The sequence below is a fragment of the Burkholderia orbicola genome (assembly GCF_900100915.1).
Lineage (GTDB): Bacteria > Pseudomonadota > Gammaproteobacteria > Burkholderiales > Burkholderiaceae > Burkholderia > Burkholderia orbicola.
In genome coordinates this window covers 1028214-1052347 of sequence record NZ_FNKW01000001.1, presented here as the reverse complement: position 1 = coordinate 1052347, position 24134 = coordinate 1028214, and the positions used below count along the sequence as shown (strand labels likewise).

The 24134-nt window shown below is 67.4% G+C and carries 22 protein-coding genes; 10 read left to right on the top strand and 12 right to left on the bottom strand.

Features of this window, described 5'->3' with window-relative positions; genetic code table 11:
• Positions 1–149: 149 nt before the first annotated feature.
• Together hemH and BLS50_RS04980 are read left to right on the top strand one after the other, a co-directional pair.
• A complete protein-coding gene (hemH, locus tag BLS50_RS04985; RefSeq protein WP_006476844.1) occupies positions 150–1214 on the top strand; it encodes a ferrochelatase in 1065 nt (354 codons plus the stop codon).
• An 84-nt stretch (positions 1215–1298) separates the two neighbouring features.
• Complete coding sequence (locus BLS50_RS04980) at positions 1299–1706, top strand: RNA-binding S4 domain-containing protein (protein WP_011544639.1); 408 nt, start codon at positions 1299–1301, stop codon at positions 1704–1706.
• Here BLS50_RS04980 and BLS50_RS35865 read toward each other — a convergent pair.
• The gene (locus tag BLS50_RS35865) at positions 1678–1839 is read right to left on the bottom strand and encodes a hypothetical protein (RefSeq protein ID WP_006476841.1); all 162 of its coding nucleotides are present in this window, start codon (positions 1837–1839) and stop codon (positions 1678–1680) included. The genes BLS50_RS04980 and BLS50_RS35865 overlap by 29 nt on opposite strands.
• Before the next feature lie 352 nt (positions 1840–2191).
• Here BLS50_RS35865 and grpE point away from each other — a divergent pair, with 352 nt between their 5' ends.
• From grpE to BLS50_RS04950, 5 genes are all read left to right on the top strand, one after another.
• The gene (grpE, locus tag BLS50_RS04970; protein ID WP_006476840.1) at positions 2192–2737 is read left to right on the top strand and encodes a nucleotide exchange factor GrpE; all 546 of its coding nucleotides are present in this window, start codon (positions 2192–2194) and stop codon (positions 2735–2737) included.
• Between the two features lie 10 nt (positions 2738–2747).
• Positions 2748–3194 carry a thioredoxin family protein gene (locus BLS50_RS04965; protein ID WP_074801180.1) on the top strand — a complete coding sequence of 149 codons (447 nt, stop codon included), beginning with the start codon at positions 2748–2750 and terminating at the stop codon, positions 3192–3194.
• 148 nt (positions 3195–3342) lie between these two features.
• Positions 3343–5286 carry a molecular chaperone DnaK gene (gene dnaK, locus BLS50_RS04960; RefSeq protein WP_074801178.1) on the top strand — a complete coding sequence of 648 codons (1944 nt, stop codon included), beginning with the start codon at positions 3343–3345 and terminating at the stop codon, positions 5284–5286.
• A 254-nt stretch (positions 5287–5540) separates the two neighbouring features.
• Positions 5541–6677: a molecular chaperone DnaJ gene (gene dnaJ, locus BLS50_RS04955; RefSeq protein WP_006476837.1), complete on the top strand. Its 1137-nt coding sequence runs from the start codon at positions 5541–5543 to the stop codon at positions 6675–6677.
• Between the two features lie 4 nt (positions 6678–6681).
• Positions 6682–8595: a chorismate-binding protein gene (locus BLS50_RS04950; RefSeq protein WP_074801175.1), complete on the top strand. Its 1914-nt coding sequence runs from the start codon at positions 6682–6684 to the stop codon at positions 8593–8595.
• A 128-nt stretch (positions 8596–8723) separates the two neighbouring features.
• On the opposite strand, the gene panB is transcribed toward BLS50_RS04950, so the two are convergent.
• Genes panB through hda form a run of 6 tightly spaced genes read right to left on the bottom strand, consistent with a single transcriptional unit; the run spans position 8724 to position 13829 of the window.
• Positions 8724–9539: a 3-methyl-2-oxobutanoate hydroxymethyltransferase gene (panB, locus tag BLS50_RS04945; protein ID WP_006476834.1), complete on the bottom strand. Its 816-nt coding sequence runs from the start codon at positions 9537–9539 to the stop codon at positions 8724–8726.
• Positions 9540–9582: 43 nt separating this feature from the next.
• A complete protein-coding gene (locus BLS50_RS04940) occupies positions 9583–10269 on the bottom strand; it encodes a deoxynucleoside kinase (RefSeq protein WP_011544643.1) in 687 nt (228 codons plus the stop codon).
• Positions 10266–10808 carry a 2-amino-4-hydroxy-6-hydroxymethyldihydropteridine diphosphokinase gene (folK, locus tag BLS50_RS04935; RefSeq protein ID WP_006476832.1) on the bottom strand — a complete coding sequence of 181 codons (543 nt, stop codon included), beginning with the start codon at positions 10806–10808 and terminating at the stop codon, positions 10266–10268. Before folK ends, BLS50_RS04940 begins: the two co-directional genes overlap by 4 nt.
• Positions 10809–10843: 35 nt before the next feature.
• Positions 10844–12400, bottom strand: coding sequence for a polynucleotide adenylyltransferase PcnB (pcnB, locus tag BLS50_RS04930; protein WP_074801172.1), 1557 nt, complete (start codon positions 12398–12400; stop codon positions 10844–10846).
• A gap of 5 nt (positions 12401–12405) precedes the next feature.
• Complete coding sequence (locus BLS50_RS04925; protein WP_074801168.1) at positions 12406–13083, bottom strand: histidinol-phosphatase; 678 nt, start codon at positions 13081–13083, stop codon at positions 12406–12408.
• Between the two features lie 11 nt (positions 13084–13094).
• Entirely contained in the window at positions 13095–13829 is a 735-nt protein-coding gene (hda, locus tag BLS50_RS04920; RefSeq protein WP_012327945.1) for a DnaA regulatory inactivator Hda, read from the bottom strand.
• 253 nt (positions 13830–14082) lie between these two features.
• On the opposite strand from hda, the gene purM reads away from it, so the two are divergent.
• Positions 14083–15138 (top strand): phosphoribosylformylglycinamidine cyclo-ligase, encoded by a 1056-nt coding sequence (gene purM / locus BLS50_RS04915; protein WP_069255850.1) that lies wholly within the window; start codon positions 14083–14085, stop codon positions 15136–15138.
• 99 nt (positions 15139–15237) lie between these two features.
• Here the strand turns inward: purM and tet are convergent, their stop codons facing one another.
• Positions 15238–16437, bottom strand: a complete 1200-nt coding sequence (tet, locus tag BLS50_RS04910; RefSeq protein ID WP_074801163.1) for a Tet(A)/Tet(B)/Tet(C) family tetracycline efflux MFS transporter — start codon at positions 16435–16437, stop codon at positions 15238–15240.
• A gap of 56 nt (positions 16438–16493) precedes the next feature.
• Here tet and tetR point away from each other — a divergent pair, with 56 nt between their 5' ends.
• Positions 16494–17126: a tetracycline resistance transcriptional repressor TetR gene (gene tetR / locus BLS50_RS04905; protein WP_074801161.1), complete on the top strand. Its 633-nt coding sequence runs from the start codon at positions 16494–16496 to the stop codon at positions 17124–17126.
• Between the two features lie 4 nt (positions 17127–17130).
• Here the strand turns inward: tetR and miaA are convergent, their stop codons facing one another.
• The gene (gene miaA, locus BLS50_RS04900) at positions 17131–18105 is read right to left on the bottom strand and encodes a tRNA (adenosine(37)-N6)-dimethylallyltransferase MiaA (protein WP_006476825.1); all 975 of its coding nucleotides are present in this window, start codon (positions 18103–18105) and stop codon (positions 17131–17133) included.
• A complete protein-coding gene (mutL, locus tag BLS50_RS04895; RefSeq protein ID WP_074801158.1) occupies positions 18102–20105 on the bottom strand; it encodes a DNA mismatch repair endonuclease MutL in 2004 nt (667 codons plus the stop codon). The genes miaA and mutL overlap by 4 nt, the downstream gene beginning before the upstream one ends.
• 182 nt (positions 20106–20287) lie before the next feature.
• Between mutL and BLS50_RS04890 the strand changes: the two genes are divergently transcribed.
• A complete protein-coding gene (locus BLS50_RS04890; protein ID WP_027807939.1) occupies positions 20288–20971 on the top strand; it encodes a DedA family protein in 684 nt (227 codons plus the stop codon).
• Positions 20972–21057: 86 nt separating this feature from the next.
• Here BLS50_RS04890 and BLS50_RS04885 read toward each other — a convergent pair whose 3' ends face one another.
• Both BLS50_RS04885 and BLS50_RS04880 read right to left on the bottom strand, forming a co-directional pair.
• Entirely contained in the window at positions 21058–21870 is an 813-nt protein-coding gene (locus BLS50_RS04885) for a mechanosensitive ion channel family protein (protein WP_006497479.1), read from the bottom strand.
• A 231-nt stretch (positions 21871–22101) separates the two neighbouring features.
• Positions 22102–24108, bottom strand: coding sequence for a capsular polysaccharide biosynthesis protein (locus tag BLS50_RS04880; protein ID WP_074801155.1), 2007 nt, complete (start codon positions 24106–24108; stop codon positions 22102–22104).
• Positions 24109–24134: the final 26 nt, after the last annotated feature.

The window sequence follows — 24134 nt, the reverse complement described above, 5'->3', positions numbered from 1 at the left end:
CCCGCCGACGGTGGCGGACAATCGCCCGCCCGATCCCGCCCCGCTATCGTGCCGCGCCGCCGCTCGCGGCGACAGTCGGCCGAACGGCACGGGGCGGCCCGCTATAATCGAGGACCGTCCGGTCCCGTGCCTCGAGCACGTTCTTGCCAATGCGTTTCGATCTTGAGCCGCCTTCGAGCGTCGCGGCCGCCCATCGCATCGGTGTGCTGCTGATCAATCTCGGCACACCCGACGCGCCCACGCCGCGCGCGGTACGGCGCTACCTGGCCGAATTCCTGTCGGACCCGCGGGTCGTCGAAATCCCGCAGGCCGTCTGGCAGGTGCTGCTGCGCACGCTGATCCTGCCGCTGCGCGGCCGCGCGTCCGCGAAGAAATACGCGGCTGTCTGGATGCCCGAGGGTTCGCCGCTGCGCGTGTACACCGAGCGCCAGACCGACAGCGTGCGCCATCTGCTCACGTCGAACGGCTATCACGTGATGGTGGACTACGCGATGCGCTACGGCAGCCCGAACATTTCGCATGCGCTCACGCAGTTCAAGCGCGCCGGCGTCGAGCGCGTGCTGCTGATGCCGATGTATCCGCAATACTCGGCGTCGACCACGGCCACCGCCTTCGATGCCGCGTTCGACGCGCTGGCGCGCATGCGCAATCAGCCGGAAGTGCGCACGGTGCGGCACTACGCCGACCATCCGGCCTATATCCATGCGCTGGCCGAGCAGGTGCGCCAGTACTGGGCGCAGCACGGCCGGCCCGATTTCGCGGCCGGCGACAAACTCGTGCTGAGTTTCCATGGCGTGCCGAAGCGCACACTCGATCTCGGCGACCCGTATCACGACCAGTGTCAGCAGACGGGCGCGTTGCTGATGGCCGCGCTGGGGTTGTCGACCACCGAATGCCGCGTCACGTTCCAGTCACGCTTCGGCAAGGCCGAATGGCTGCAGCCGTACACCGCGCCGACGCTGCGCGAATTCGGCGAGGCCGGCGTGCGGCGCGCCGACGTGTTCTGTCCCGGCTTCACGGCCGATTGCCTGGAGACGATCGAGGAAATCGGCATGGAGGTGCGCGACGAGTTCCTCGCCGGCGGCGGCAAGACTTTCCACCGGATTCCGTGCCTGAACGGCGCGTCCGCGTGGATCGGCGCGCTCGGCGAGATCGTCGCGGAGAATCTGCAGGGCTGGCCCGTCAAGGCTGCGCAGCCCGAACCGGTCAACTGAGATGAAACGACTGCCGCGTCCACTGCACCCGCTGCCCCCCGAGGGCGCGGCCGGCCTTTGCAGGGCGGCCCGGCGGAGACTGACATGAACTACAAGATTTCCACGGAGCCGGGCGCGAAGCTGCGCATCGACAAATGGCTGTGGGCGGCCCGGTTCTTCAAGACGCGCTCGCTCGCGACCGATGCGGTCGACAAGGGGCACGTGAAGATCGGCGGCGCGGCGGTCAAGCCGTCGAAGGACGTGCGGGTCGGCGACGAGGTGGAGATTGCGATCGACGGCATGGTCTGGCACATTGCCGTGCTGGGCGTGTGCGACGTGCGCGGGCCCGCGAGCGTCGCGCAGACGCTCTACGCGGAAACGGAAGCGGGGCGGGCCGCGCGGCTCGCCGAACTGGAGCGGCGCCGCACGTATCGCGAGCCGGCGGCCGAACTGCACGGCCGGCCGACGAAGCGCGACCGGCGCATCATCGACAGATTTTCTGGTGGGAGCTGAACATCTGGTCGAACGTCGCCCGCGCGCTTCCGTATTCGGTCGTGCGATCGGTGACGGCTCCCGACAGGCAGATGGTGGTGGTGCCGGCAATGAGTACCAGCGCGACCACCGATATCGCAAAGGTCAGTTTCACGGTACTCCCCTCGAGAACAAGGGTGAAAACGGCGCCAGGTGGATGTCAGGCGACGGTCAGCTCAGGGTAAACACGCTTTCCGACGCTTGAATGGAGTGTAGTGCAGCCGGCCTGTGCGGAGCTAGTACTTGCCCGGTAAGCGTTGTTACAGGCCGTTTCGCCCGATCCGGCGGACTATGCGACGCCTGCACCGGAAAGTGCGCGGTTGTTTCGCGGCATTGGCGAATGCCGGCGAAAGACCCTCTTGAAATTGCAGTTTTCGCCCTTATTTGCACCAGTAATGTGCGGTGCCGCCGGGTATACGTCCGACGGTTGCCGATTTGGCTTCAACCTCTAATCGACTTTCAGCGACATGGAAAACACGCAAGAGAACCCGACTACCCCATCGGCCGAAGACATCGGCAGCGAGAAGCAGGCGGCGCAAGGCGCCGCACCCGCTGCCGAAGCTGCCGACGCGGCGCTCGCGGAGGCTCAAGCCAAGGTCGCCGAGCTCCAGGAAAGCTTCCTGCGGGCGAAGGCCGAGACCGAGAACGTGCGCCGCCGCGCGCAGGACGACGTGTCGAAGGCGCACAAGTTCGCGATCGAGAGCTTCGCGGAACACCTGCTGCCCGTGCTGGACAGCCTGGAAGCGGCCGTCAACGATACCTCCGGCGACATCGCGAAGGTGCGCGAAGGCGTCGAGCTGACGCTGCGCCAGCTGACGAGCGCGCTCGAGAAGGGCCGCGTCGTCGCGATCAACCCGATCGGCGAGAAGTTCGATCCGCACCAGCACCAGGCCATTTCGATGGTGCCGGCCGAGCAGGAGCCGAACACCGTCGTCTCGGTGCTGCAAAAGGGCTATACGATCGCCGACCGCGTGCTGCGCCCGGCGCTCGTCACCGTCGCCCAGCCGAAGTAAGGCAGCCGACATGGTGCCCGCCGGCGTCGATCCGGCCGCGTTCGACGCGTTCGACATGCAGGCGCTCGACGCCGGCACGTTCGACGCGGCCATCGACGGCGCGGGCGATGCGCTGGCCGTGGTGTTCTTCTGGGGCGTCGACTGCTTCAACTGCGAGATCGCGAAGAAGGCGATGCTCGCCCAGCCCGACGCGATCCGCGCGCTGGGCCTGAAGTGGTTCCATTGCAACGTGTACGAACACCATGGGCTGGGGCGCCGCTTCGGGCTGCACGGCGTGCCGACGTGGTTCTTCTTCCACCGCGGCAAGCGGCTGGGGCGCGCGACCGGCTGGCACGGCCTCGCGCAGTTCCAGGCGGCCGTCGCGGCGGCGCGCGCGAAGATCGCCGCGGCGGCCGATGCCGCGGCAGCCGGCGAACGCACCGGCGGCCCGCACGATCCGCTAGCCGGCGGCGATTGAAAAAATTTAATATCCGCATCGCTCGTCGGGTCTTGAAAACGGATCGGGCGGACGCATTTCGGGAACAGAGTTGAATTCTGGCGTGCGAAACCGCCCAAAAACGCGGCGTTTCGTGCAGCAAACAAGCATTTCTGGAGATTAGGAAAAAATGGGAAAGATCATCGGTATTGACCTCGGCACCACGAACTCGTGCGTCGCGATCATGGAAGGCAACCAGGTCAAGGTCATCGAGAACTCGGAAGGCACGCGCACCACGCCGTCGATCATCGCGTACATGGACGACAACGAAGTGCTCGTCGGCGCGCCGGCCAAGCGCCAGTCGGTGACCAACCCGAAGAACACGCTGTTCGCCGTGAAGCGCCTGATCGGCCGCCGTTTCGAAGAGAAGGAAGTCCAGAAGGACATCGGCCTGATGCCGTACTCGATCATCAAGGCCGACAACGGCGATGCATGGGTCGAAGCGCACGGCGAAAAGCTCGCGCCGCCGCAGGTGTCGGCTGAAGTGCTGCGCAAGATGAAGAAGACGGCCGAAGACTACCTCGGCGAGCCGGTCACGGAAGCCGTGATCACGGTGCCGGCGTACTTCAACGACAGCCAGCGCCAGGCGACCAAGGACGCCGGCCGCATCGCGGGCCTCGAAGTCAAGCGGATCATCAACGAGCCGACCGCAGCCGCGCTCGCGTTCGGCCTCGACAAGGTCGAGAAGGGCGACCGCAAGATCGCCGTGTATGACCTCGGCGGCGGCACGTTCGACGTGTCGATCATCGAGATCGCGGACGTCGACGGCGAAATGCAGTTCGAAGTGCTGTCGACCAACGGCGACACGTTCCTCGGCGGCGAAGACTTCGACCAGCGCATCATCGATTACATCATCGGCGAGTTCAAGAAGGAGCAGGGCGTCGACCTGTCGAAGGACGTGCTCGCGCTGCAACGCCTGAAGGAAGCCGCTGAAAAGGCGAAGATCGAGCTGTCGTCGGGCCAGCAGACCGAAATCAACCTGCCGTACATCACGGCGGACGCGTCGGGTCCGAAGCACTTGAACCTGAAGATCACCCGCGCGAAGCTGGAAGCACTGGTGGAAGACCTCGTCGAGCGCACGATCGAACCGTGCCGCATCGCGATCAAGGACGCAGGCGTCAAGGTGTCGGACATCGACGACGTGATCCTGGTCGGCGGCCAGACCCGCATGCCGAAGGTCATGGAGAAGGTGAAGGAGTTCTTCGGCAAGGATCCGCGCCGTGACGTGAACCCGGACGAAGCCGTCGCGGTCGGCGCGGCGATCCAGGGCCAGGTGCTGTCGGGCGACCGCAAGGACGTGCTGCTGCTCGACGTGACCCCGCTGTCGCTCGGTATCGAGACGCTCGGCGGCGTGATGACGAAGATGATCAACAAGAACACGACGATCCCGACGAAGCACGCCCAGGTGTACTCGACGGCGGACGACAACCAGGGCGCCGTGACGATCAAGGTGTTCCAGGGCGAACGCGAAATGGCAGCGGGCAACAAGCTGCTCGGCGAGTTCAACCTCGAAGGCATCCCGCCGGCACCGCGCGGCGTGCCGCAGATCGAAGTGACCTTCGACATCGACGCGAACGGCATCCTGCACGTCGGCGCGAAGGACAAGGCGACCGGCAAGGAAAACAAGATCACGATCAAGGCGAACTCGGGCCTGTCCGAGGCTGAAATCGACCAGATGATCAAGGACGCGGAAGCGAACGCAGCGGAAGACCACAAGCTGCGCGAGCTGGCCGATTCGCGCAACCAGGGCGACGCGCTGGTGCACAGCACGAAGAAGGCGCTGACCGAGTACGGCGACAAGCTGGACGCGGGCGAGAAGGAAGCCATCGAAGCGTCGCTGAAGTCGCTTGAAGAAGTGCTGAAGGACACGTCGGCCGACAAGGCGGCGATCGACGCGAAGGTCGAGGAACTCGGCAAGGTTTCGCAGAAGCTCGGCGAGAAGATGTACGCCGACATGCAGGCCCAGCAGGCGGGTGCGGCCGGTGCGGCGGAAGGCGCGGCCCACGCGGGCGGTGCGCAACAGGCTGCCGACGACGTCGTCGACGCCGAGTTCAAGGAAGTGAAGAAGGACTAAGCCGGGTTGCAATGACACCGTACGCCGCGCGCGAAAACGCGCGCGGCGCGGCTGACAAGCGGTCTGTCTTTCCTTCCGGATGGCCGGATCGACTCCACGCCTGGCGGGCCTTGCGGCCCTCCGGGCACATTTGTTTTTTGGCGGGTGCTGCGCGAGCCGTCCGCGGACGGTGCAGCGCCAGACGAGTCGAGAGACTTTACTGCGGGCGAAAGGAGCCGCCGCGTGCGCGATGCGTGGCGGCACAGTGAATCGATATGGCGAAACGGGATTACTACGAGGTTCTGGGCGTCGCGAAGAATGCGAGCGACGACGAAATCAAGAAGGCATATCGCAAGCTTGCGATGAAGTATCACCCTGACCGCAATCCGGACAGCAAGGATGCGGAGGAGCATTTCAAGGAGGCGAAGGAAGCCTATGAAATGCTCTCGGATGGCCAGAAGCGGGCCGCGTACGACCAGTACGGCCACGCGGGCGTCGATCCGAACATGGGCGGTGCGGGCGCACAGGGTTTCGGCGGCTTCGCGGATGCATTCGGCGACATCTTCGGCGACATCTTCGGCCAGGCCGCGGGCGGCGCCGCGCGCGGCGGCCGCGGCGGCCCGCAGGTGTACCGCGGCGCCGACCTGCGCTACAGCATGGAAATCACGCTCGAGCAGGCCGCGCATGGCTACGACACGCAGATCCGCGTGCCGAGCTGGGTGTCGTGCGAAGTCTGCCACGGGTCGGGCGCGAAGCCCGGCACGAAGCCGGAAACCTGCCCGACCTGTCACGGCCAGGGCACGGTGCGCATGTCGCAGGGCTTCTTCAGCATCCAGCAGACCTGCCCGAAGTGTCACGGTACGGGCACCTATATCCCCGAGCCGTGCGCGCATTGCCACGGGTCGGGCAAGGTGAAGGAAACCAAGACGCTCGAAGTGAAGATCCCGGCCGGGATCGACGACGGGATGCGCATTCGCTCGGCCGGCAACGGCGAGCCGGGCATCAACGGCGGGCCGCCGGGCGACCTGTATGTCGAGATCCACATCAAGCCGCACTCGGTGTTCGAGCGCGACGGCGACGATCTCCACTGCCAGATGCCGATTCCGTTCACGACCGCCGCACTCGGCGGCGAGATCGAGGTGCCGACGCTGGCCGGCCGTGCGTCGTTCCCGGTGCCGGAAGGCACGCAGTCGGGCAAGACGTTCCGCCTGCGCGGCAAGGGCATCAAGGGGCTGCGCTCGAGCATCGCGGGCGATCTGTACGTGCACGTGCAGGTCGAGACGCCCGTGAAGCTGACCGACCAGCAGCGCGACCTGCTCAAGCAGTTCGAGAAGTCGCTGGCCGAAGGCGGTGCGCGTCACAGCCCGCAGAGCAAGAGCTGGTTCGACCGTGTGAAGAGCTTCTTCGAGTAACGGCATGACTGAAGGCAACGAGAGCGCGTCGTTCGCGCTCTTGGACGATTGCGACTCGACCGCGTCCGCGCGGTCGAGTCGTTTGTATTCGGGCTTCGTGCGCGAACGCGTGTGCACGGACCCGGCGCAGCTCGACGCCATCGATGCGGCGCTCGCGCAGGATCTGCGCGACGGGCTGCATGCGGTTGTCGTCGGCGATTACGCATTCGGACGCAACCTGCAAAAAGCGCAGCCGGGCCATGCCCCGCTGCGCTTTTTGCTGTATGCGCGCTGCGAGCGGCTGTCGCGCGACGAAGTCGACGCGTGGCTCGCGCAGCAGGACGGCGGCGGCACGCCGTCGATCGCGGGTGTCGCGCATGTCGCGAAGAGCGTGTCGCGCGATGCGTTCGACGCGGCGATCGGCGCGGTGCACGACGCGCTGCGCGCGGGCGATTCGTATCAGGTCAACTACACGTACCGGCTGAATTTCGACGTGTTCGGCACGCCGCTCGCGCTGTACCGGCGGCTGCGCGTGCGCCAGCCCGTCCGGTACGGCGCGCTGATCGCGCTGCCCGGTGGCGCGTGGGTCGTATCGTGCTCGCCCGAGCTGTTCGTCGAGAAGCAGGGCGACGTGCTGCGCGCGCGGCCGATGAAGGGCACCGCGCCGCGTTCGGCCGACCCGGGTGAAGACGCGGCGGCCGCTGCGTTCCTCGCGAGCGATCCGAAGAATCGCGCGGAGAACGTGATGATCGTCGACCTGCTGCGCAACGACGTGTCGCGGATCGCGCGCACGGGCACCGTCAAGGTGCCGGCGCTCTTCTCCGTCGAGCCGTATGCGTCGGTGTGGCAGATGACGTCGACGGTCGAAGCCGGCTGGCGCGACGGCACGACGTTCGCGCAGATGCTGCGCGCACTGTTTCCGTGCGGATCGATCACCGGTGCGCCCAAGTACAAGACGATGGAATTGATCGACGCGATCGAGTCGACGCCGCGCGGACTCTATACGGGTGCGATCGGCTGGCTCGATGCGCCGAAGGACGAGGCCGGGCAGGCAGGCGCTGCAGCGTCCGGCGGCGTGGCCGGTTGCGGCGATTTCTGCCTGTCGGTCGCGATCCGGACGCTGACACTCGATGCGGTCGACGTCGACAGCAACGGCACGGACGGCACGGGCACCGCCACCGTCGGCCGGCGGCGCGGCACGATGGGCGTCGGCGCGGGCATCGTGCTCGACAGCGTCGCGGCCGACGAATATGCGGAGTGCGAATTGAAAGCGCGATTCCTGACGGACGCCGACCCCGGCTTCCAGTTGTTCGAAACGACGGCCGCCACGCGGGCGGACGGCATCCACCATCTCGATCGCCATCTCGCGCGGCTGCAGCGCAGCGCCGATGCATTCGGCTTCCGCTTCGATGCTGACTCGCTACACAGCGAGATCGATGCGCGCTGTGCGGCGCTCGACGGCGACGGCCCGTACCGGATGAAGCTCGCGCTGGCGAAGGACGGCACGTTCGACATCACGGCGGCGCCGCTCAAGCCGCTGCCGGCAGGGCCGGTCGGCGTGCTGCTGGCAGCCGCGCACGGCTTCGCGCCGACCCGCGCGAGCGATGCACTACTGCTGCACAAGACCACGCGCCGGGCCGAATACGACCGCGCGTGGCAGGCGGCGGAGGCGCTCGGCGGGTTCGACATGCTGTTCGTCAACGAGCGCGGCGAGGTAACGGAAGGCGGGCGCTCGAACTTGTTCGTGAAGCTCGACGGCCAGTGGGTGACGCCGCCGCTGGCGTCCGGCGTGCTGCCGGGCGTGATGCGCGGGGTGCTGCTCGACGATCCCGCATTCGGGGCCGTGGAGCGCGTCGTGACCCGCGATGATCTGGCGCGCGCGCAGGGGCTGCTGCTGACCAATGCGCTGCGCGGTGCGCTCGACGCGGTGCTGAAGTGACGAGGTGACGGAGCGGGCGCCGTATGCTTGCTCCGGTGCCACGAACTCGTTCATCCACGCGGCGCACAAACGAAAAAGCGCGGCGCCCCGCAAAGGGCGCCGCGCTTTTTTACATCCGGTCTTCCACGTCAGAACGAGTGTTCGGGGCCGGGGAACGACCGATCCTTCACCGCGCTCACGTAGGCTTCGACGGCCGCCTGGATGTTCGGCTGCCCCTGCATGAAATCCTTCACGAAACGCGGCCGCTTGCCGGGGAACACGCCGAGCATGTCGTGCAGCACGAGCACCTGCCCCGAGCAGTCGACGCCGGCGCCGATGCCGATCGTCGGGATCTTCAGCATGTGCGTGACTTCGGCCGCGACGAGCGTCGGCACGGCTTCGAGCACGACGAGCTGCGCGCCGGCATCCTCGATCGCGCGCGCATCGCGCAGCAGTTGCGCGGCGCCGGCTTCGGTCTTGCCCTGAACCTTGAAGCCGCCGAACGCATGCACCGACTGCGGCGTGAGGCCGAGGTGCGCACAGACGGGCACCGAGCGTTCGACGAGGAAGCGGATCGTGTCGGCGAGCCATTCGCCGCCTTCGAGCTTGACCATCTGCGCGCCCGCGCGCATCAGCTTGACCGCGTTCGCGAACGCGTCGACCGGCGTGCCGTACGTGCCGAACGGCAGATCGGCGACGACGAGCGCGCGCGGCTGCGCCCGTGCGACACAGGCGGTGTGGTACGCGATGTCGTCGATCGACACGGGCAGCGTGGTCGTGTGGCCCTGCAGCACGTTGCCGAGCGAATCGCCGATCAGCAGCACGTCGGTGCCGGCGCGATCGAGCAGCGCGGAAAAGCTCGCGTCGTAGCAGGTGAGCATCGCGATCTTCTCGCCGGCGTCGCGCATTGCCTGCAGCTTGGGTACCGTCACGGCAGGCCGGCTCGATTCCTGGAGATAGGTCATGGGAAATCCGGGTCGATGGGGGTAGAACGACAGGCGGGACGCGTCAGCGCGTCGTCTCGCCCTTGACGAAGAATTCCTTGCGGCCGCGCATCGTCTCGATGCGCTCGACCAGCAGGGCGAGATCGTCGGGGGAATCCAGCGGGTTCAGGTGTTCGGCTGCGACCGTCAGCACCGGCGTGCGGTCGTAGTGGTAGAAGAATTCGTTGTACGCGTCGACGAGCGAGCGCAGGTATGCGTCGCTGATCTGCAGTTCCATCGGCAGCCCGCGCTTCTGGATGCGGGAGAACAGCACTTCGGGGCTGGCCTGCAGATAGACGACGAGATCGGGCGACGGCGCCTGCGGCACGTCGACGTGCGTGGCGATCGAGCGATACAGCTGCCACTCGTCTTCCGGCAGATTCAGCCGCGCGAAGATGTCGTTCTTCTGCGGCATGAAATCCGCGATGACGGGGCGGCCGGTTTCGAGCGCGCCGATCAGCTCGCGCGCCTGCTGCGCGCGCTGCAGCGCGAACGACAGCTGGACCGGCAGCGCGTAGCGCGCGGTGTCGCGGTAAAAGCGTTCGAGGAACGGATTGTCCTGCGGGCGCTCGAGCAGCGTCTGCATCGACCAGCGCTCGCCGAGCAGGCGCGCGAGCGACGTCTTGCCGACGCCGATCGGCCCTTCGATCACGAGATAGCGGTGCGGGGCGCGCAGGTCGGGCGCGGTGACGGTCAGCGGAGTCGAGTTCATCGGCAGCGGGTCTTGTCGGCGTCTTCGCCGGCAGCGAGCGCCTTTTGCATCAGGCACTGGCAGGTTTGCACCTTTTCGACGCGCTGATCCGCGACGGCGGCGAGAAAGGCGTCGGCACGGCCGCGCGCGGGGATGTCGAGCGCCGGCTCGATCTCGACGAGCGGCACGAGCGCGAATGCGCGGTCGGTGAGGCGCGGGTGCGGGACGATCAGGTCGGGTTCGTCGATCGAATCGGCGCCGAACAGCAGGATGTCGAGGTCGAGCGTGCGCGGCGCATTGCGATACGGGCGCTCGCGGCCGAAGTGATGTTCGATCTTCTGGCAGAGCGCGAGCAGCTCGCGGGCCGACAGCGTCGTGTCGAGCTTGACGACGCAGTTGTAGTAGTCGTCGCCGCCCGCTTCGAAAGGCGCCGTGCGATACAGGCTCGACTTGCCGAGGATCGAGATGGTGCGCTGCTGCGCGAGGCACACCACCGCGTCCTTCAGGGTCTGGCGCGCATCGCCGAGATTCGCCCCCAGTCCGATATATGCAACCGTCATGGCATCACTTCCTACGTCGTTCGCCGGCGCGCGCGTCAGTCGTCGGAACCGCTCGCGGTACCGCCTGCGGTGTCCGGCGCCTGCTCGGCGGCACTCTCACCCTGCTGGCGGTTTCGCGCACCGCCGCGGCGGCGCCGCTTGCGGGGCGATTTTTCCTTCGAGCCGCCCTGCGTGAGCAATGCCTCGCGAGCGGCCGCGTCGCCTTCGATGAAATCCGTCCACCACTGTCCGACTTCCGCATCGAGCTCGCCGGATTCGCAGCGTAACAGGAGGAAATCATACCCCGCTCTAAACCTTTGGTGTTCCAGCAGCCGCATCGCGCTGCGGCCCGAGCGTTTCTCGAGGCGCAGCTGCAGGCCCCAGATCTCGCGCATGTCGGCCGAGTAACGCTTGTGGATCGCGAGTTTCTCGGTCTGCATGTCGAGCACGTCGTCCATCGCGCGGTGGAGCGCCGGCACGGGGATTTCGCCCGCGGCCGTGTATTGCTCGAAGCGCTGGCGCATGTCGTGCCACAGCAGCGTCGCGAACAGGAAGCCCGGCGACACCGGCTTGCCGGCGCGCACGCGCGCGTCGGTGTTGTTCAGCGCGAGCGTGATGAATTTCTCGCCCTGGGGCTGTTCGAGCACGACGTCGAGCAGCGGCAGCAGCCCGTGATGCAGGCCTTCCTTGCGCAGCCGCTGCAGGCACGCGAGCGCGTGGCCCGACAGCAGCAGCTTCAGCATTTCGTCGAACAGGCGTGCGGCCGGCACGTTGTTGATCAGGTCGGCGAGCGCGTGGATCGGCTCGCGCGTATGCGGCTCGATCTCGAAGCCGAGCTTCGCCGCGAAGCGCACGACGCGCAGCATCCGCACCGGATCCTCGCGAAAGCGCGTGGCCGGATCGCCGATCATCCGCAACAGGCGGGCGCGTACGTCGGCCATCCCGTCGTGGTAGTCGAGCACCGTCTGCGTCGACGGGTCGTAGTACATCGCGTTGATCGTGAAGTCGCGGCGTGCGGCGTCCTCGTGCTGCTCGCCCCACACGTTGTCGCGCAGCACGCGGCCGCTGGCGTCGACCGCATGCGTGCGGCGATCGAGTTCGTCGCGCTTCAGGCGCCGCGGCGGCTCGGCCGTGGCCGCGGCCGCCTCGGGCGGCGCGTCGACCAGCGCGCGGAACGTCGACACTTCGATGAGGTCCTGGCCGAACTGCACGTGGACGATCTGGAAGCGGCGGCCGATCAGGCGCGCACGGCGGAACAGGCGCTGCACCTCGGTCGGCGTTGCGTCGGTCGCGACGTCGAAATCCTTCGGCGCGATGCCGAGCAGCAGGTCGCGCACGGCGCCGCCGACGATGAACGCGCGAAAGCCCGCCTGCTGCAGCGTGTCGGTCACGCGCACCGCGTTCTTCGAGATCAGCGCCGGGTTGATGCCGTGCACGCTGGCCGGCACGACGGTCGGCTCATGGTTGCTGCGCGGTTTCTTCGCGCCGCCGCCGCGGGCGCCCTTCGGGGCGCGCGGGGCAGCAGGGGCCGCTTCGTCGGCCGGGGCCGCTGCGGGATGCGTTTGCTCGGTTTCGTCCTGGCCGAGGAGCTTGCGAATGAATTTTTTGATCACGACGTTCAGAAGAGATCGAGGATACGCCAGCCGCGGTTGCTTGCATGCGCGCGCAGCGTGTCGTCAGGGTTGGTCGCGATCGGGTCGGTGACTTTCTCGAGCAGCGGGATGTCGTTGTGCGAGTCGCTGTAGAAATAGCTGTGTTCGAAGTCGTCCCAATGCTTGCCGAGCGACGCGAGCCACGCTTCGGTGCGCACGATCTTGCCTTCGCGATAGCTCGGCGTGCCGGTCGGCCGGCCCGTGTACGGCGAATCGGGATGCCCGTCGGTCGTTTCGACCTCGCACGCGATCAGCGTGTCGACGCCGAACGCGGTCGCGATCGGGCGCGTGATGAATTCGTTGGTCGCCGTCACGACGCAGCACAGGTCGCCCGCATCGAGATGCCGGCGCACGAGTTCGAGCGCGGCGGGCGTCATCGCCGGCCGGATCACCTCGTGCATGTACTGCTCGTGCCATTCGGCCAGTTGCGCGCGCGAATACTTCGCGAGCGGCGTGAGCATCGCGCACAGGTACGCGTGGATGTCGAGCTGGCCGGCCTTGTAGTCGGCGAAGAACTGGTCGTTCTGACGCGAGAAGCTTTCCGCGTCGACGATGCCGAGCTTCACCATGAAGCGACCCCATTCGTGGTCGCTATCGGTCGGGATCAGCGTGTGATCGAGGTCAAAGAGTGCCAGATTAGTCATGGAAGCGCATTTTACTCGAAGCGGTTCGGGCCCGTGCCCGGTGGTGTGATGTCGTCGCCGGGACGCGCGAGCATCCGGCGCAGCAGCGGCAGCGTGACCGCTCGCTTTTGCTCGAGCGAGAAGCGGTCGAGCGCGTCGAGCAGGGCCATCAGGCTCGGCATGTCGCGGCGGAAATGGGTCAGCAGGTACGCGGCGATGTCGTCGGTGAGCGCGATCCCGCGCTCCTTCGCCGCGAGCTTGAGCACGGCGATCTTGCCGGCGTCGGACGGCGGCGACAGGTGGAACACGAGCCCCCAGCCGAGGCGCGTGCGCAGATCCTCGCGCACGTCGAGCGCGAGCGGCGCCGCCGGGCCCGCCGCGACGAACGCGCTCGACGGGTGCGCACGCACTTCGTTGAACAGATTGAACAGCGCGACCTGCTGCGTGTCGCTCATCCGGTCGCAGTCGTCGATCGCATAGATGCCGATGCGCGGGTCGAACGTGAACGCGCCGAGCGGGCTCTGCGGCGTCAGGTAGCGCGCATAGCCGTACGACGCGTCGCTCACGAGCGCCTGCAGCAGGTGGGTGCGGCCGCTGCCCGGCTCGCCCCAGATGTAGAACGACCGGTCCGGCACGGGGCCGGCCGCGAGCGCGAGATCGAGCTTCTGCAGGCGCGTGACGAGCTCGTCGTTCTCGTCGCTCATGATGAAGTTGTCGAACGTGGCGGGCGGCGGCGTGCCGAGATCGAGCGTCAGTTGACGGGACACAGCAGTCACAATGCGGATCGGTTGAAAAAACGCGCGCCGTACGTCGGGCACGCGCGGGGGAAGGCGCCTCGGCTGGCTTCACGCGCGACCGTACGCACGGCGGCGCGGCGCGGGTTTCGGCGCGCTTCGCCCGGCGATGAAAACGGGGACGTGTTGACCAAGATGCAATCCCTGACGATTCGGTGCTGGGAATTCCGGCCAACGGGCCGGCTTCGGGTAAAATCGCATTTTACCGACCTTCTCGCATTCCCCCATGAATCCTCCGAAATCCGCTCCCGACGCTCAGGGTCTGTCCTATCGCGACGCAGGTGTCGACATCGACGCAGGCGACGCGCTCATCGACAAGATCAAGCCTTTTGCGAAGAAAACCCTGCGCGACGGCGTGCTCGGCGGCATCGGCGGGTTCGGCGCGCTGTTCGAAGTGCCGAAGAAGTACAAGGAGCCCGTGCTCGTGTCGGGCACCGACGGCGTCGGCACCAAGCTCAAGCTCGCGTTTCATCTGAACAAACACGACACCGTCGGCCAGGATCTGGTCGCGATGAGCGTCAACGACATCCTCGTGCAGGGCGCCGAGCCGCTGTTCTTCCTCGACTACTTCGCGTGCGGCAAGCTCGACGTCGACACGGCCGCCACGGTCGTCAAGGGCATCGCGCAGGGCTGCGAACTGTCGGGCTGCGCGCTGATCGGCGGTGAAACGGCCGAAATGCCGGGCATGTACCCGGACGGCGAATACGATCTGGCCGGCTTCGCGGTCGGCGCGGTCGAGAAGAGCAAGATCATCGACGGCAGCACGATCGCCGAAGGCGACGTGGTGCTGGGCCTTGCGTCGAGCGGCATCCACTCGAACGGCTTCTCGCTCGTGCGCAAGATCATCGAGCGCGCGAACCCGGATCTGTCCGCCGATTTCCATGGCCGCTCGCTGGCCGACGCGCTGATGGCGCCCACGCGCATCTACGTGAAGCCGCTGCTCGCGCTGATGCAGAAGCTGTCGGTGAAGGGCATGGCGCACATCACGGGCGGCGGCCTCGTCGAAAACATCCCGCGCGTGCTGCGCGAAGGCCTCACCGCCGAGCTCGACCAGAAAGCATGGCCGCTGCCGCCGCTGTTCAAGTGGCTGCAGGAGCACGGCGGCGTCGCCGACGCGGAAATGCACCGCGTGTTCAACTGCGGGATCGGCATGGCCGTGATCGTGTCGGCGGCCGATGCCGACGCGGCGATCGCCGACCTGACCGCCGCCGGCGAACAGGTGTGGAAGATCGGCACCGTGCGTGCGACCCGCGAAGGCGAGGCGCAGACGGTCGTGGTCTGACGCAGGGCAAGCAGATGCAGCAGGAAAAGCCGCCCGGAGCGATCCGGGCGGTTTTTTTTCGGACGGTCGCGGGCTCAGCGCGACGGCGCACGTCGACGCTTATGCGGACGCCCGCGGCGCGTTCGCCGGGCGCGCGCCGGCCAGCAACGGCGGCACGAGCAGGTACAGCAGCGCGGCCGCGGCCCACACGAGCCCCGGCCATGTCGCACGCGTCGCCGCGTAGGTCGCGGTGACGACGAGCGGCCCCGCGACGCCGATCAGGCTCGCCACGCTCGCCAGCGTGCCTTGCAGTTCGCCCTGGCGCGCATCGTCGACCTGCCGCGCGAGCATCGCCTGCAATGCCGGCAGCGTCATGCCGCCGGCCGCGAACAGCGGCAGCAGCGCGAACGGCACCCATGCGGCGGTCGCGAACGCGATGATCGCCAGCCCGAGCGCATCGCCCGCGAGGCCCAGCGCGAGCGCGCGCCGCTCGCCGAGCCGCGCGATCAGCGGCCCGATCGCGAACGCCTGTGCGAGCGCGTGGCACGCGCCGTAGCCTGCGAGCGACAGCCCCGCGACCGGCGTCGACCAGCCGAAATGTTCCTGGCCGTAGAGAATCCACAGCGTCGCGGGCGCCTGCGACACGAGCGCCACGATCACGTAGATGCCGACCAGCGGCGCCAGCGCGGGCGCGCCGCTCAGCCGGCGCAGGCTCGCGAACGGGTTGAGCGCGCCGACCGCCCGGCCTTCGCGGGCCGAACGCGGCCGCGATTCCGGCAGCACGCGCCACACGAGCAGGAGATTCAGCGCGTTGAGCAACGCGGCCGCGACGAACGGCGCACGCAGATGCAGCACGCCGAGCAGCCCGCCGATCAACGGGCCGGCGATGAAGCCGATGCCCATCATCGCGCCGAGCTGGCCGAAGCGCCGTGCGCGGTCGGGCTCGGCCGTCACGTCGGTCACGTACGCAGTCGCGACCGCGACGTTCGCGCCGGTGATGCCCGCGATCAGCCGGCCGACGTAAAGCCACGCGAGTGTCGGTGCGAGCGCCATCAGCAGATAGTCGAGCGCGGCGCCGGCCAGCGACGCGAGCAGCACCGGGCGCCGGCCGAAACGGTCGCTCAACGCGCCGAGCAGCGGCGCACACAGGAACTGCGCGAACGCGTACAGCGCGAGCAGGATGCCGTAGTGGGTGTCGGTGCTGCCCGCGGCGGCGAGCGAGCGCAGCAGCCCGGGCAGGATCGGCATCACGATCCCGACGCCGATCGCGTCGAGCAGGACCGTGGCCAGGATGGCAATCAGGGACGGATTCAAGAGCATCACTCTATCGATGATAGAGTGCATAGTATTCCACAGTTTCCCTATCGGTGATAGAGATGAAGGACACAGGCGCGCGACTGACGCGCGACACGGTATTGCGCGCGGCGCTCGAATTGCTGGATGAGGTGGGGATCGACGGGCTGTCCACGCGGCGGCTCGCCGAGCGGCTCGGCGTGCAGTCGCCGACGCTGTACTGGCATTTCAGGAACAAGGCCGAGCTGCTCGACGCGATGGCCGAGGCGATCATGCTGGAGCGCCACGGTGAGTCGCTGCCCCGACCGGGCGACGTGTGGGATGTGTGGCTCGCCGAGAACGCGCGCAGTTTTCGCCGCGCGCTGCTCGCCTATCGCGACGGCGCGCGCCTGCACGCCGGCACGCGACCGCGCGCGCTGCATTTCAGTTCGATCGAACGCAAGGTCGCGCTGCTCGGTGAAGCGGGTTTCAAGCCGGACGAGGCGGTCGACGTGATGGTCGCGATCGGGCGCTTCGTGGTCGGATGGGTGCTGGAAGAGCAGGCGCGGCCGAATGGCGACGCCGATGCGCTGCTGCCGGACGCGGCCGAGTACCCGTTGTTCGCGAAAGGCTGGGCCGCGCTGCGCGAGCGCAGCGGTGACGAAGCGTTCGAGCGCGGCATCGCGTGGATCGTCGACGGCGCGCGCGCGCGCCTGGCGGCGCGTCGGGCGGGCTGAGCGGCTAGTCCGGCGTGCGGCCGTCGAGCACGCGTTCGAGCGCGTCGAGCGCGCGGGCCGTCGAATCCGGCGCGATGCAGTCGACCACGATCCGCTCCGGCATCGCGCGCAGCCACGTGATCTGGCGCTTGCACAGCTGGCGGGTTGCGAAGATGCCCTTGTCGCGCATCGTCCGGTAGTCGGTATCGCCGTCGAGGAATTCCCACGCCTGCCGGTAGCCGACGCAACGCATCGACGGCAGGTCGGGATGGAGATCGTCGCGGCGCCGCAGCCGTTCGACTTCGTCGATGAAGCCCGCGTCGAGCATCGCGTCGAAGCGCTGCGCGATCCGCGCGTGCAGCACCGCGCGGTCCGACGGCTCGAGCGCGACCGGCACGAAGCGGTACGCGGCGGCCGCATCGTCGGTGCGGCGCGGCGCGGCGAGCAGCGCCGACATCGGCTGCCCGCTCAGCATGAAGATTTCCAGTGCACGCTGGATTCGCTGCGAATCGTTCGGCGCGAGCCGCGCGGCCGTGTCGGGGTCGACCTGCGCGAGCCGCGCGTGCAGCGCGGGCCAGCCGTCGCGCGCGGCGTCGGCGTCGAGTGCCGCGCGGACCTCCGGGTCGGCGCCCGGCAGATCGTTGAGCCCTTGCGTCAGCGCCTTGTAGTACAGCATCGTGCCGCCGGCGAGCAGCGGCGTGCGGCCCCGCGCGACGATCTCGCCGATCAGCCGCAGCGTGTCCGCGCGGAATTCCGCGGCCGAATACGCATCGGCCGGGTCGATGATGTCGATCAGGTGGTGCGGCACGCTCGCACGCTCGTCGCGCGACGGTTTCGCGGTGCCGATATCCATGTCGCGGTAGACGAGCGCCGAATCGACGCTGACGATCTCGATCGGGCGGCGCGCGGCGAGCGCCAGCGCCGCCGCGGTCTTGCCGGAAGCGGTGGGGCCGAGCAGGCAGGCGATCGTCGTCGGGCGGGACTGCGAAGAAGCGCTCATTGCCCGCGCATGAAGAGACGGTCCAGATCGTTCAGCGTGAGCTGATACCAGGTCGGCCGGCCGTGATTGCACTGGTCCGCGCGCTCGGTCGCCTCCATCTGGCGCAGCAGCGCGTTCATCTCGTCGAGCGTCAGGCGCCGGTTCGCGCGCACCGCGTGATGGCACGCGAGCGTGCCGAGCAGTTCGTGCTGGCGCTCGGTGAGCACGCGCGAGCCGCCGAACGCGTGCAGGTCGGCGAGCACCGCGCGCGCGAGCGACTGCAGGTCGGCGTCCTTCAGCAGCGCCGGCACCGCGCGGATCGCGAGCGTCGTCGGCGACAGCACCGCGAGGTCGAAGCCGAGCGATTCGAGCGTGTCGCGCTCTTCCTCGACCGTGCCGATCTCGACTGGCGTGGCCGTCATCGAGATCGGCAGCAGCAGCGACTGCACGGCGACCGTGCGGTCGGCGAGCGCATTCTTGAACTGCTCGTACAGGATTCGTTCGTGGGCCGCGTGCATGTCGACGATCACGAGGCCGTACGCGTTCTGCGCGAGCACGTAGATGCCGTGGATCTGGCCGAGCGCGAAGCCGAGCGGCTGCTCGTCGTGCGCGCCGGCGGCGAGCGGCGCCGCGGTGAAGCCCGGCAGCGGCGCGACCGGGGCGTCGGTGGAATCGGCCGCATCGCGCGCGATGAGCGTCGTGCCGTCCGGCGTGCCCGCGCCGCTGTCCTTGCGGCCGAACAGCGCGTCGTAGAGCGCGAGCGGCTGTGCGACGGGCAGCGTGCCCTGCGTCATCCGCGCCTGGCGCATCCACGTGTTGCCCGCCGACGATGAAGACGATGGCGACGAGAAGCCGCTGCCGCCCGTGCCGCCGGTCGTGTGGCTCGTGCCCTGACCGAGCGGTGTGTCGAGGAACGACGCCGGCCCGCGCGGGGCCGGTTCGAGATGCGCGGCATGGCCGCCCGCCGTGGTTTCCGGCGATGCGCCCGCATGGCGCGCGAGCGCGCGCTGGACCGCATGGAACACGTACTGGTGGATCGAGCGCGAATCGCGGAACCGTACTTCGATCTTCGACGGATGCACGTTCACGTCGACGGCTTCGGGCGGCAGATCGAGGAACAGCACGTATGACGGGTAGCGGTCGCCGTGCAGCACGTCCTCGTAGGCGGCGCGCACCGCGTGCGTCAGCAGCTTGTCGCGCACGAAGCGGCCGTTCACGAAGAAATACTGCTGGTCGGCGCGCCCGCGGCTCGCGGTCGGCAGGCCGGCGCAGCCGTAGACGGCGAGCGGGCCGGCTTGCTCGTCGAGCGGCAGGTGCGCGGTCGCGAAGCTGTCGCCGAGGATTTTCGCGACGCGCTGCGCGGGCTCCGTCGCATTCCAGTGCTCGACGGCCTTGCCGTTGTGCAGCACCGAGATCGCGACGTCCGGCCGCGCGAGCGCCGCGCGACGGATCATTTCCAGGCAGTGGCCGAATTCGGTCTGCTCGCTCTTCAGGAACTTGCGCCGCGCGGGCGTGTTGAAGTACAGCTCGCGCACCTCGATCGTCGTGCCGATCGAGCCGGCAGCGGGCGACAGCACGCCCGTCTGCGCATCGATCTTCATCGCATGCGCGGCATCGGCCGTCCGGCTCGTGATCGACATCTCGGCGACCGACGCGATCGACGCGAGCGCTTCACCGCGAAACCCCAGCGTCGCGACCGCCTCCAGCTCCTCGAGCGAGCGGATCTTGCTGGTCGCGTGGCGCATCAGCGCGAGCGCCAGTTCGTCGGGCGGAATCCCGCAGCCGTCGTCGGTGATCGAGATGCGCTTGACGCCGCCTTCTTCCAGCACGATGCGCAGCGTCGTCGCGCCGGCGTCCATCGCGTTCTCGAGCAGCTCCTTGACGACCGACGCCGGGCGTTCGACGACCTCGCCGGCGGCGATCTGGCTGATCAGCTGGTCGGGCAGGGGCTGGATCGCGCGCAGCGGGCGCGCGGCGGGGGCGGGCGCGGCGCCCGCGGCCGTTTCGGTGATATCGGACATGGCCGAATTATAGCGAGGCGGCGAACGCGTGCCGGGGCGGCCGGCCGTTACGTTTTTTCACGGAGCCTTAAGGTAGTTTCGGTATCATCACCCCGTTGCACGCGCCGCCTTGGCTGGCGGGCGCCTCGGCCATGTCTGGCCTGTTCGGCCGTTCCGGCCCCATCGCCTTCGAGGAATCGCATTTGGATACGCTGCTTCATTTCGTCAACCTTGTCCTGCATATCGACGCTTTCCTCGGCGATTTCATCCGGCAGTACGGCGCGTGGGTCTATCTCGTCCTGTTCCTGATCGTGTTCTGCGAGACGGGGCTCGTCGTCTTCCCGTTCCTGCCCGGCGATTCGCTGCTGTTCATCGGCGGCGCGTTCGCGGCCACGGGCGAAATGAACGTCGGCCTGCTGATCGTGCTGCTGCTCGTCGCGGCGATTTCTGGCAACACCGTGAACTACCTGATCGGCCGCTGGGTCGGCCCGAAGGTGTTCAATACGCATATCCCGGTGCTCGAGCGGTTCCTCGATCGCGCCGCATTGCAGAAGACCCACTCGTTCTACGACAAGCACGGCGGCAAGACGATTGTGCTCGCGCGCTTCATCCCGGTCGTGCGCACGTTCGCGCCGTTCGTCGCGGGGGCTTCGTCGATGAGCGTTGCGCGCTTCCAGTTGTTCAACGTGATCGGCGCGCTGGTGTGGGTGCTGCTGCTCGTGCTGCTCGGCTATTTCTTCGGCAACATTCCGTTCATCCGCCAGTACCTGAACGTGATCGTGCTGGTCGGGATCGGCGCGGCGATCGTGCCGGTCGCGCTGGGCGCGGTGTGGAAGCTCGTGCGCGGGCGGCGCTCGGACGGGGCGCCGAAGGCGGGCGGGCGCTGAGCGGGGGGCTTCGTTTTCGATGCAATAAAAAAGCGTGGCGGCTGCCACGCTTTTTTTTGGTCCGCGCGGCTCGGTCGCCGCGTCCGTCACGCGTTGCGTTGCGAGACCGGGGTTTCCGGCGTCGGATAGCCGGCCTCGCGGAACGTATCGAGGATCACGCGATTGGTGTCGCAGTACACCTGCCAGTAGTTCTCCGGCTGAGTCGACGGGCGCACGAACAGCAGCGGGCCTTCCGGCGTGAACTGCAGCACGCCGACGTCCGGTGCCGGCACTTTCAGCACGTTCGGCACCAGCTGGATCTGCGTCTTCAGGCGGTTGATCGCATCGGCCGCGTCGACGCTGTGCGCGATCTTCGCGGTCAGGTCGACGCGGCGATGCGGCGTCGCGCTGTAGTTCGCGATGTTGTCCGAGAAGATCTTGTTGTTGCCGACGATCGTCACGATGTTGTCGGCGGTGATGATCGTCGTGCCGAACAGGCCGAGCTCCTTCACGGTGCCCGTGACGCCGCCTGCGCTGATCACGTCGCCGATCTTGAACGGGCGCAGCACCTGCATGAACACGCCGGCGGCGAAATGCGCGAGCAGGCCGCCCCAGGCGGTGCCGATCGCGAGGCCGAGGCCGGCGAGCAACGCGGCGAACGACGTGGTCTGCACGCCGAAGATCTGCAGGATCGCGAGGATCAGCAGGATCGTCAGCAGCACGCCGACGACGGAGGTCAGGTAGTCGGTGAGCGTCGGGTCGACCTTGCCGCTGCGGCGAACGACCTTGCCGAGCAGGCGGGTACCGATGCGGATCGCCCAGCGGCCGACGAACCACAAGACGATCGCGGCGAGGAGGTTGAGGCCGAAGTCGAGGCCGCGGGTCATCAGGAATTGCTGGGCGGTGGCGAGATCGATCATGCGTTCTCCGAAGTCAAGGGTAAAGGGGCGGCGCATGCACCGGAATGGGAGGCGCTTTTATAACCTGACCTGGGAGGGGCGGGCAACCGGGCTGACATTGGTTGACGTAGTGAAAAACGGGCAGGACGTGATGCGTGCTGCCCATGGTGCGCGCCGATCTCGTGAAAATGGCGTCTGAGGCGGCTCGAACAGGTTGTTCCGGACGATTCGGCGAACGAGTATCGATCGTCGTCAACGCGTCGCTCGATCGCGAAAATATTGCCGTCCTTGCCAACCGGCATAACGCATCGCATTGCGAGTCCAGCGTATCGCCTTGACGAGCGGGCGCGCACGGTTGCCGCGGATTTTCTCGAGCGGTCGAGCTGCATTCGGCGCGAGTTGCCGGGCGATAGCCTCGGGCGTCGTGAACAGCGAGAGTTGCCAGTCCCAATAGATTGCGTAACGGAGCAGTACCCCCGCCGTCAGCATGTCGAGCGATAGCCGGCGTTCGCGCCACGGCTGTTCCAGCGCATCGTGCGTCAGTCCCCATCCGGCGTAAAAGGGCAGACCGTAGGTATGAACTTCCTTCCCGCGCAATAACGCATCGAAGCCGGCGAGCGATGAGAGCGTATGCAACTCGTCCGCCACGTCGATCAGAGAAATGAGATCCGCATGCGTATCGACGACATCGGCGAGGTGCTCCGCGTCGACGAGCCCGGCACGATTGCCGGACAGTACGTCCGGATGCGGCTTGTAAATGATGAATGCGTCGGGCCGTCGCGCACGCACTTCCTGCAACAACGCTTCCGACGTGGCTATCGTGCCTGTTCCCAGTCGGATCGACGCATCGTCTGCAACCTGGCCGGCGACGAGCACGATGCGCTTGTCCTGCGGAACGTGCCACGTCGGTGCCTGACGGCCGAGATTGTATTTCGTCAGACCAAGCTGGACGAGCTTCTGCCGCAATGCTGCCGCGCGTTGCAATTCCGGTTCGTCGAAGGTCGCCTGATTGAGAATGACGGTCAGGTCGCTGGGCCGACTCGCGTCGAAATACAGCCCGCGGCGATCGATTACCTGGCTGCACGGCGGCGACATGTCGGAACCGAGCCCCGTCGAATGGATGAAGCCGTCCTCGATCCGCACGCGTGCCGCTCCGTCCGGCAGGCCTTCTGCCGAACGTCCACCCCATATCGCCGCGTGTTCGTCGGGGTGCGTGTCGCGCGGATCCGCTATCCAGCGTAACGTGCCGCCTCCTGCTGACAGGTACGGCGTGGCGTATGGACGTTTCCACCACTGAAAGCGAATGCCGGCTACCCGGCCGAGGTCGCTGTAGCGGTCCGCGACGACATGCTGCAGCTCGATGCAGTCGAGCGCGCTTTCGAGCGTGCCCGGGGTGCCGCGTGCCGGGTCGAGGTAATGCGCGAGTTGCAGGAACACGGCGTCGAATAACGCAAACACGGACGGGCGGGCGTGGCGCTCCGGCATCGCAGTGCGATCCTGCGTCAATCCCCAGCCGGCGTAATAGGGTGTACCGAACACATGAACCGGGACGCCGGCCAGAAGTGCGGCCATTCCTTCGGATGCGCCCACGACATAGACGGCGTCGGCCTGTCGAAGGACGTCCCGCAGCGAATGTGCGACGTCGAGGACGCGAGCATGGTCGGGCAACTGCGTTTTGTTCGACAACCAATCGCCGGCGCCTGCATCGGCGGAGCGCAAGATCCACAGGTCGGCGTTCGTGAGACGCGCCGTATCCGCCATTGCCGCAAAATCCCGGCGGCGGTTCGGTGCCGACGTGCTGCTATCTGCATGCGATGTTTCGCGTTCGTCGATCAGTACGATGCGCTTGCCGCCGCAGGGTACGCGCCATGCATCGGGCAGTTCGGCCACGCGTTGCCGAACGTGCAGCGCGTCGCTGTCGAGAACGCGGCGCATCAGATGGCGGCATCGCGCGTCCGTGTCGCTGCACTGCGTGGCGTCGAGCGTGCGTTGGAGTGCTGCGACGAGCCCGCCACGTGCGACCAGATCCGGCGGGATGCGGAACCACGACAAAGGCGGCGCGTGCGTCGTCCGCCGGACGAGGACGGGGCCGGGGGAAACCGGGTAGACGGTACGTCCGAGCGATGCGAACGTCCGGGCAAGTGCGACCCCGCGCCACGAATCAATCCACACGAACGGCGACTTGCCGATCGGCCAGTGGCCCCTGCGCTTGCCTGGCACCATTGCGATTGTGTCGAATGGCTGGATTTCGGGCGTCATCAAGGATTCATTCGGGACTTGAACCA

Excerpts from the sequence above, each read along its gene's own strand:
- hemH (WP_006476844.1), top strand. The coding sequence starts at position 150 with ATGCGTTTCGATCTTGAGCCGCCTTCGAGCGTCGCGGCCGCCCATCGC.
- BLS50_RS04980 (WP_011544639.1), top strand. The coding sequence starts at position 1,299 with ATGAACTACAAGATTTCCACGGAGCCGGGCGCGAAGCTGCGCATCGAC.
- grpE (WP_006476840.1), top strand. The coding sequence starts at position 2,192 with ATGGAAAACACGCAAGAGAACCCGACTACCCCATCGGCCGAAGACATC.
- BLS50_RS04965 (WP_074801180.1), top strand. The coding sequence starts at position 2,748 with ATGGTGCCCGCCGGCGTCGATCCGGCCGCGTTCGACGCGTTCGACATG.
- dnaK (WP_074801178.1), top strand. The coding sequence starts at position 3,343 with ATGGGAAAGATCATCGGTATTGACCTCGGCACCACGAACTCGTGCGTC.
- dnaJ (WP_006476837.1), top strand. The coding sequence starts at position 5,541 with ATGGCGAAACGGGATTACTACGAGGTTCTGGGCGTCGCGAAGAATGCG.
- BLS50_RS04950 (WP_074801175.1), top strand. The coding sequence starts at position 6,682 with ATGACTGAAGGCAACGAGAGCGCGTCGTTCGCGCTCTTGGACGATTGC.
- panB (WP_006476834.1), bottom strand. The coding sequence starts at position 9,539 with ATGACCTATCTCCAGGAATCGAGCCGGCCTGCCGTGACGGTACCCAAG.
- BLS50_RS04940 (WP_011544643.1), bottom strand. The coding sequence starts at position 10,269 with ATGAACTCGACTCCGCTGACCGTCACCGCGCCCGACCTGCGCGCCCCG.
- folK (WP_006476832.1), bottom strand. The coding sequence starts at position 10,808 with ATGACGGTTGCATATATCGGACTGGGGGCGAATCTCGGCGATGCGCGC.
- BLS50_RS04925 (WP_074801168.1), bottom strand. The coding sequence starts at position 13,083 with ATGACTAATCTGGCACTCTTTGACCTCGATCACACGCTGATCCCGACC.
- purM (WP_069255850.1), top strand. The coding sequence starts at position 14,083 with ATGAATCCTCCGAAATCCGCTCCCGACGCTCAGGGTCTGTCCTATCGC.
- tet (WP_074801163.1), bottom strand. The coding sequence starts at position 16,437 with ATGCTCTTGAATCCGTCCCTGATTGCCATCCTGGCCACGGTCCTGCTC.
- tetR (WP_074801161.1), top strand. The coding sequence starts at position 16,494 with ATGAAGGACACAGGCGCGCGACTGACGCGCGACACGGTATTGCGCGCG.
- miaA (WP_006476825.1), bottom strand. The coding sequence starts at position 18,105 with ATGAGCGCTTCTTCGCAGTCCCGCCCGACGACGATCGCCTGCCTGCTC.
- mutL (WP_074801158.1), bottom strand. The coding sequence starts at position 20,105 with ATGTCCGATATCACCGAAACGGCCGCGGGCGCCGCGCCCGCCCCCGCC.
- BLS50_RS04885 (WP_006497479.1), bottom strand. The coding sequence starts at position 21,870 with ATGATCGATCTCGCCACCGCCCAGCAATTCCTGATGACCCGCGGCCTC.
- BLS50_RS04880 (WP_074801155.1), bottom strand. The coding sequence starts at position 24,108 with ATGACGCCCGAAATCCAGCCATTCGACACAATCGCAATGGTGCCAGGC.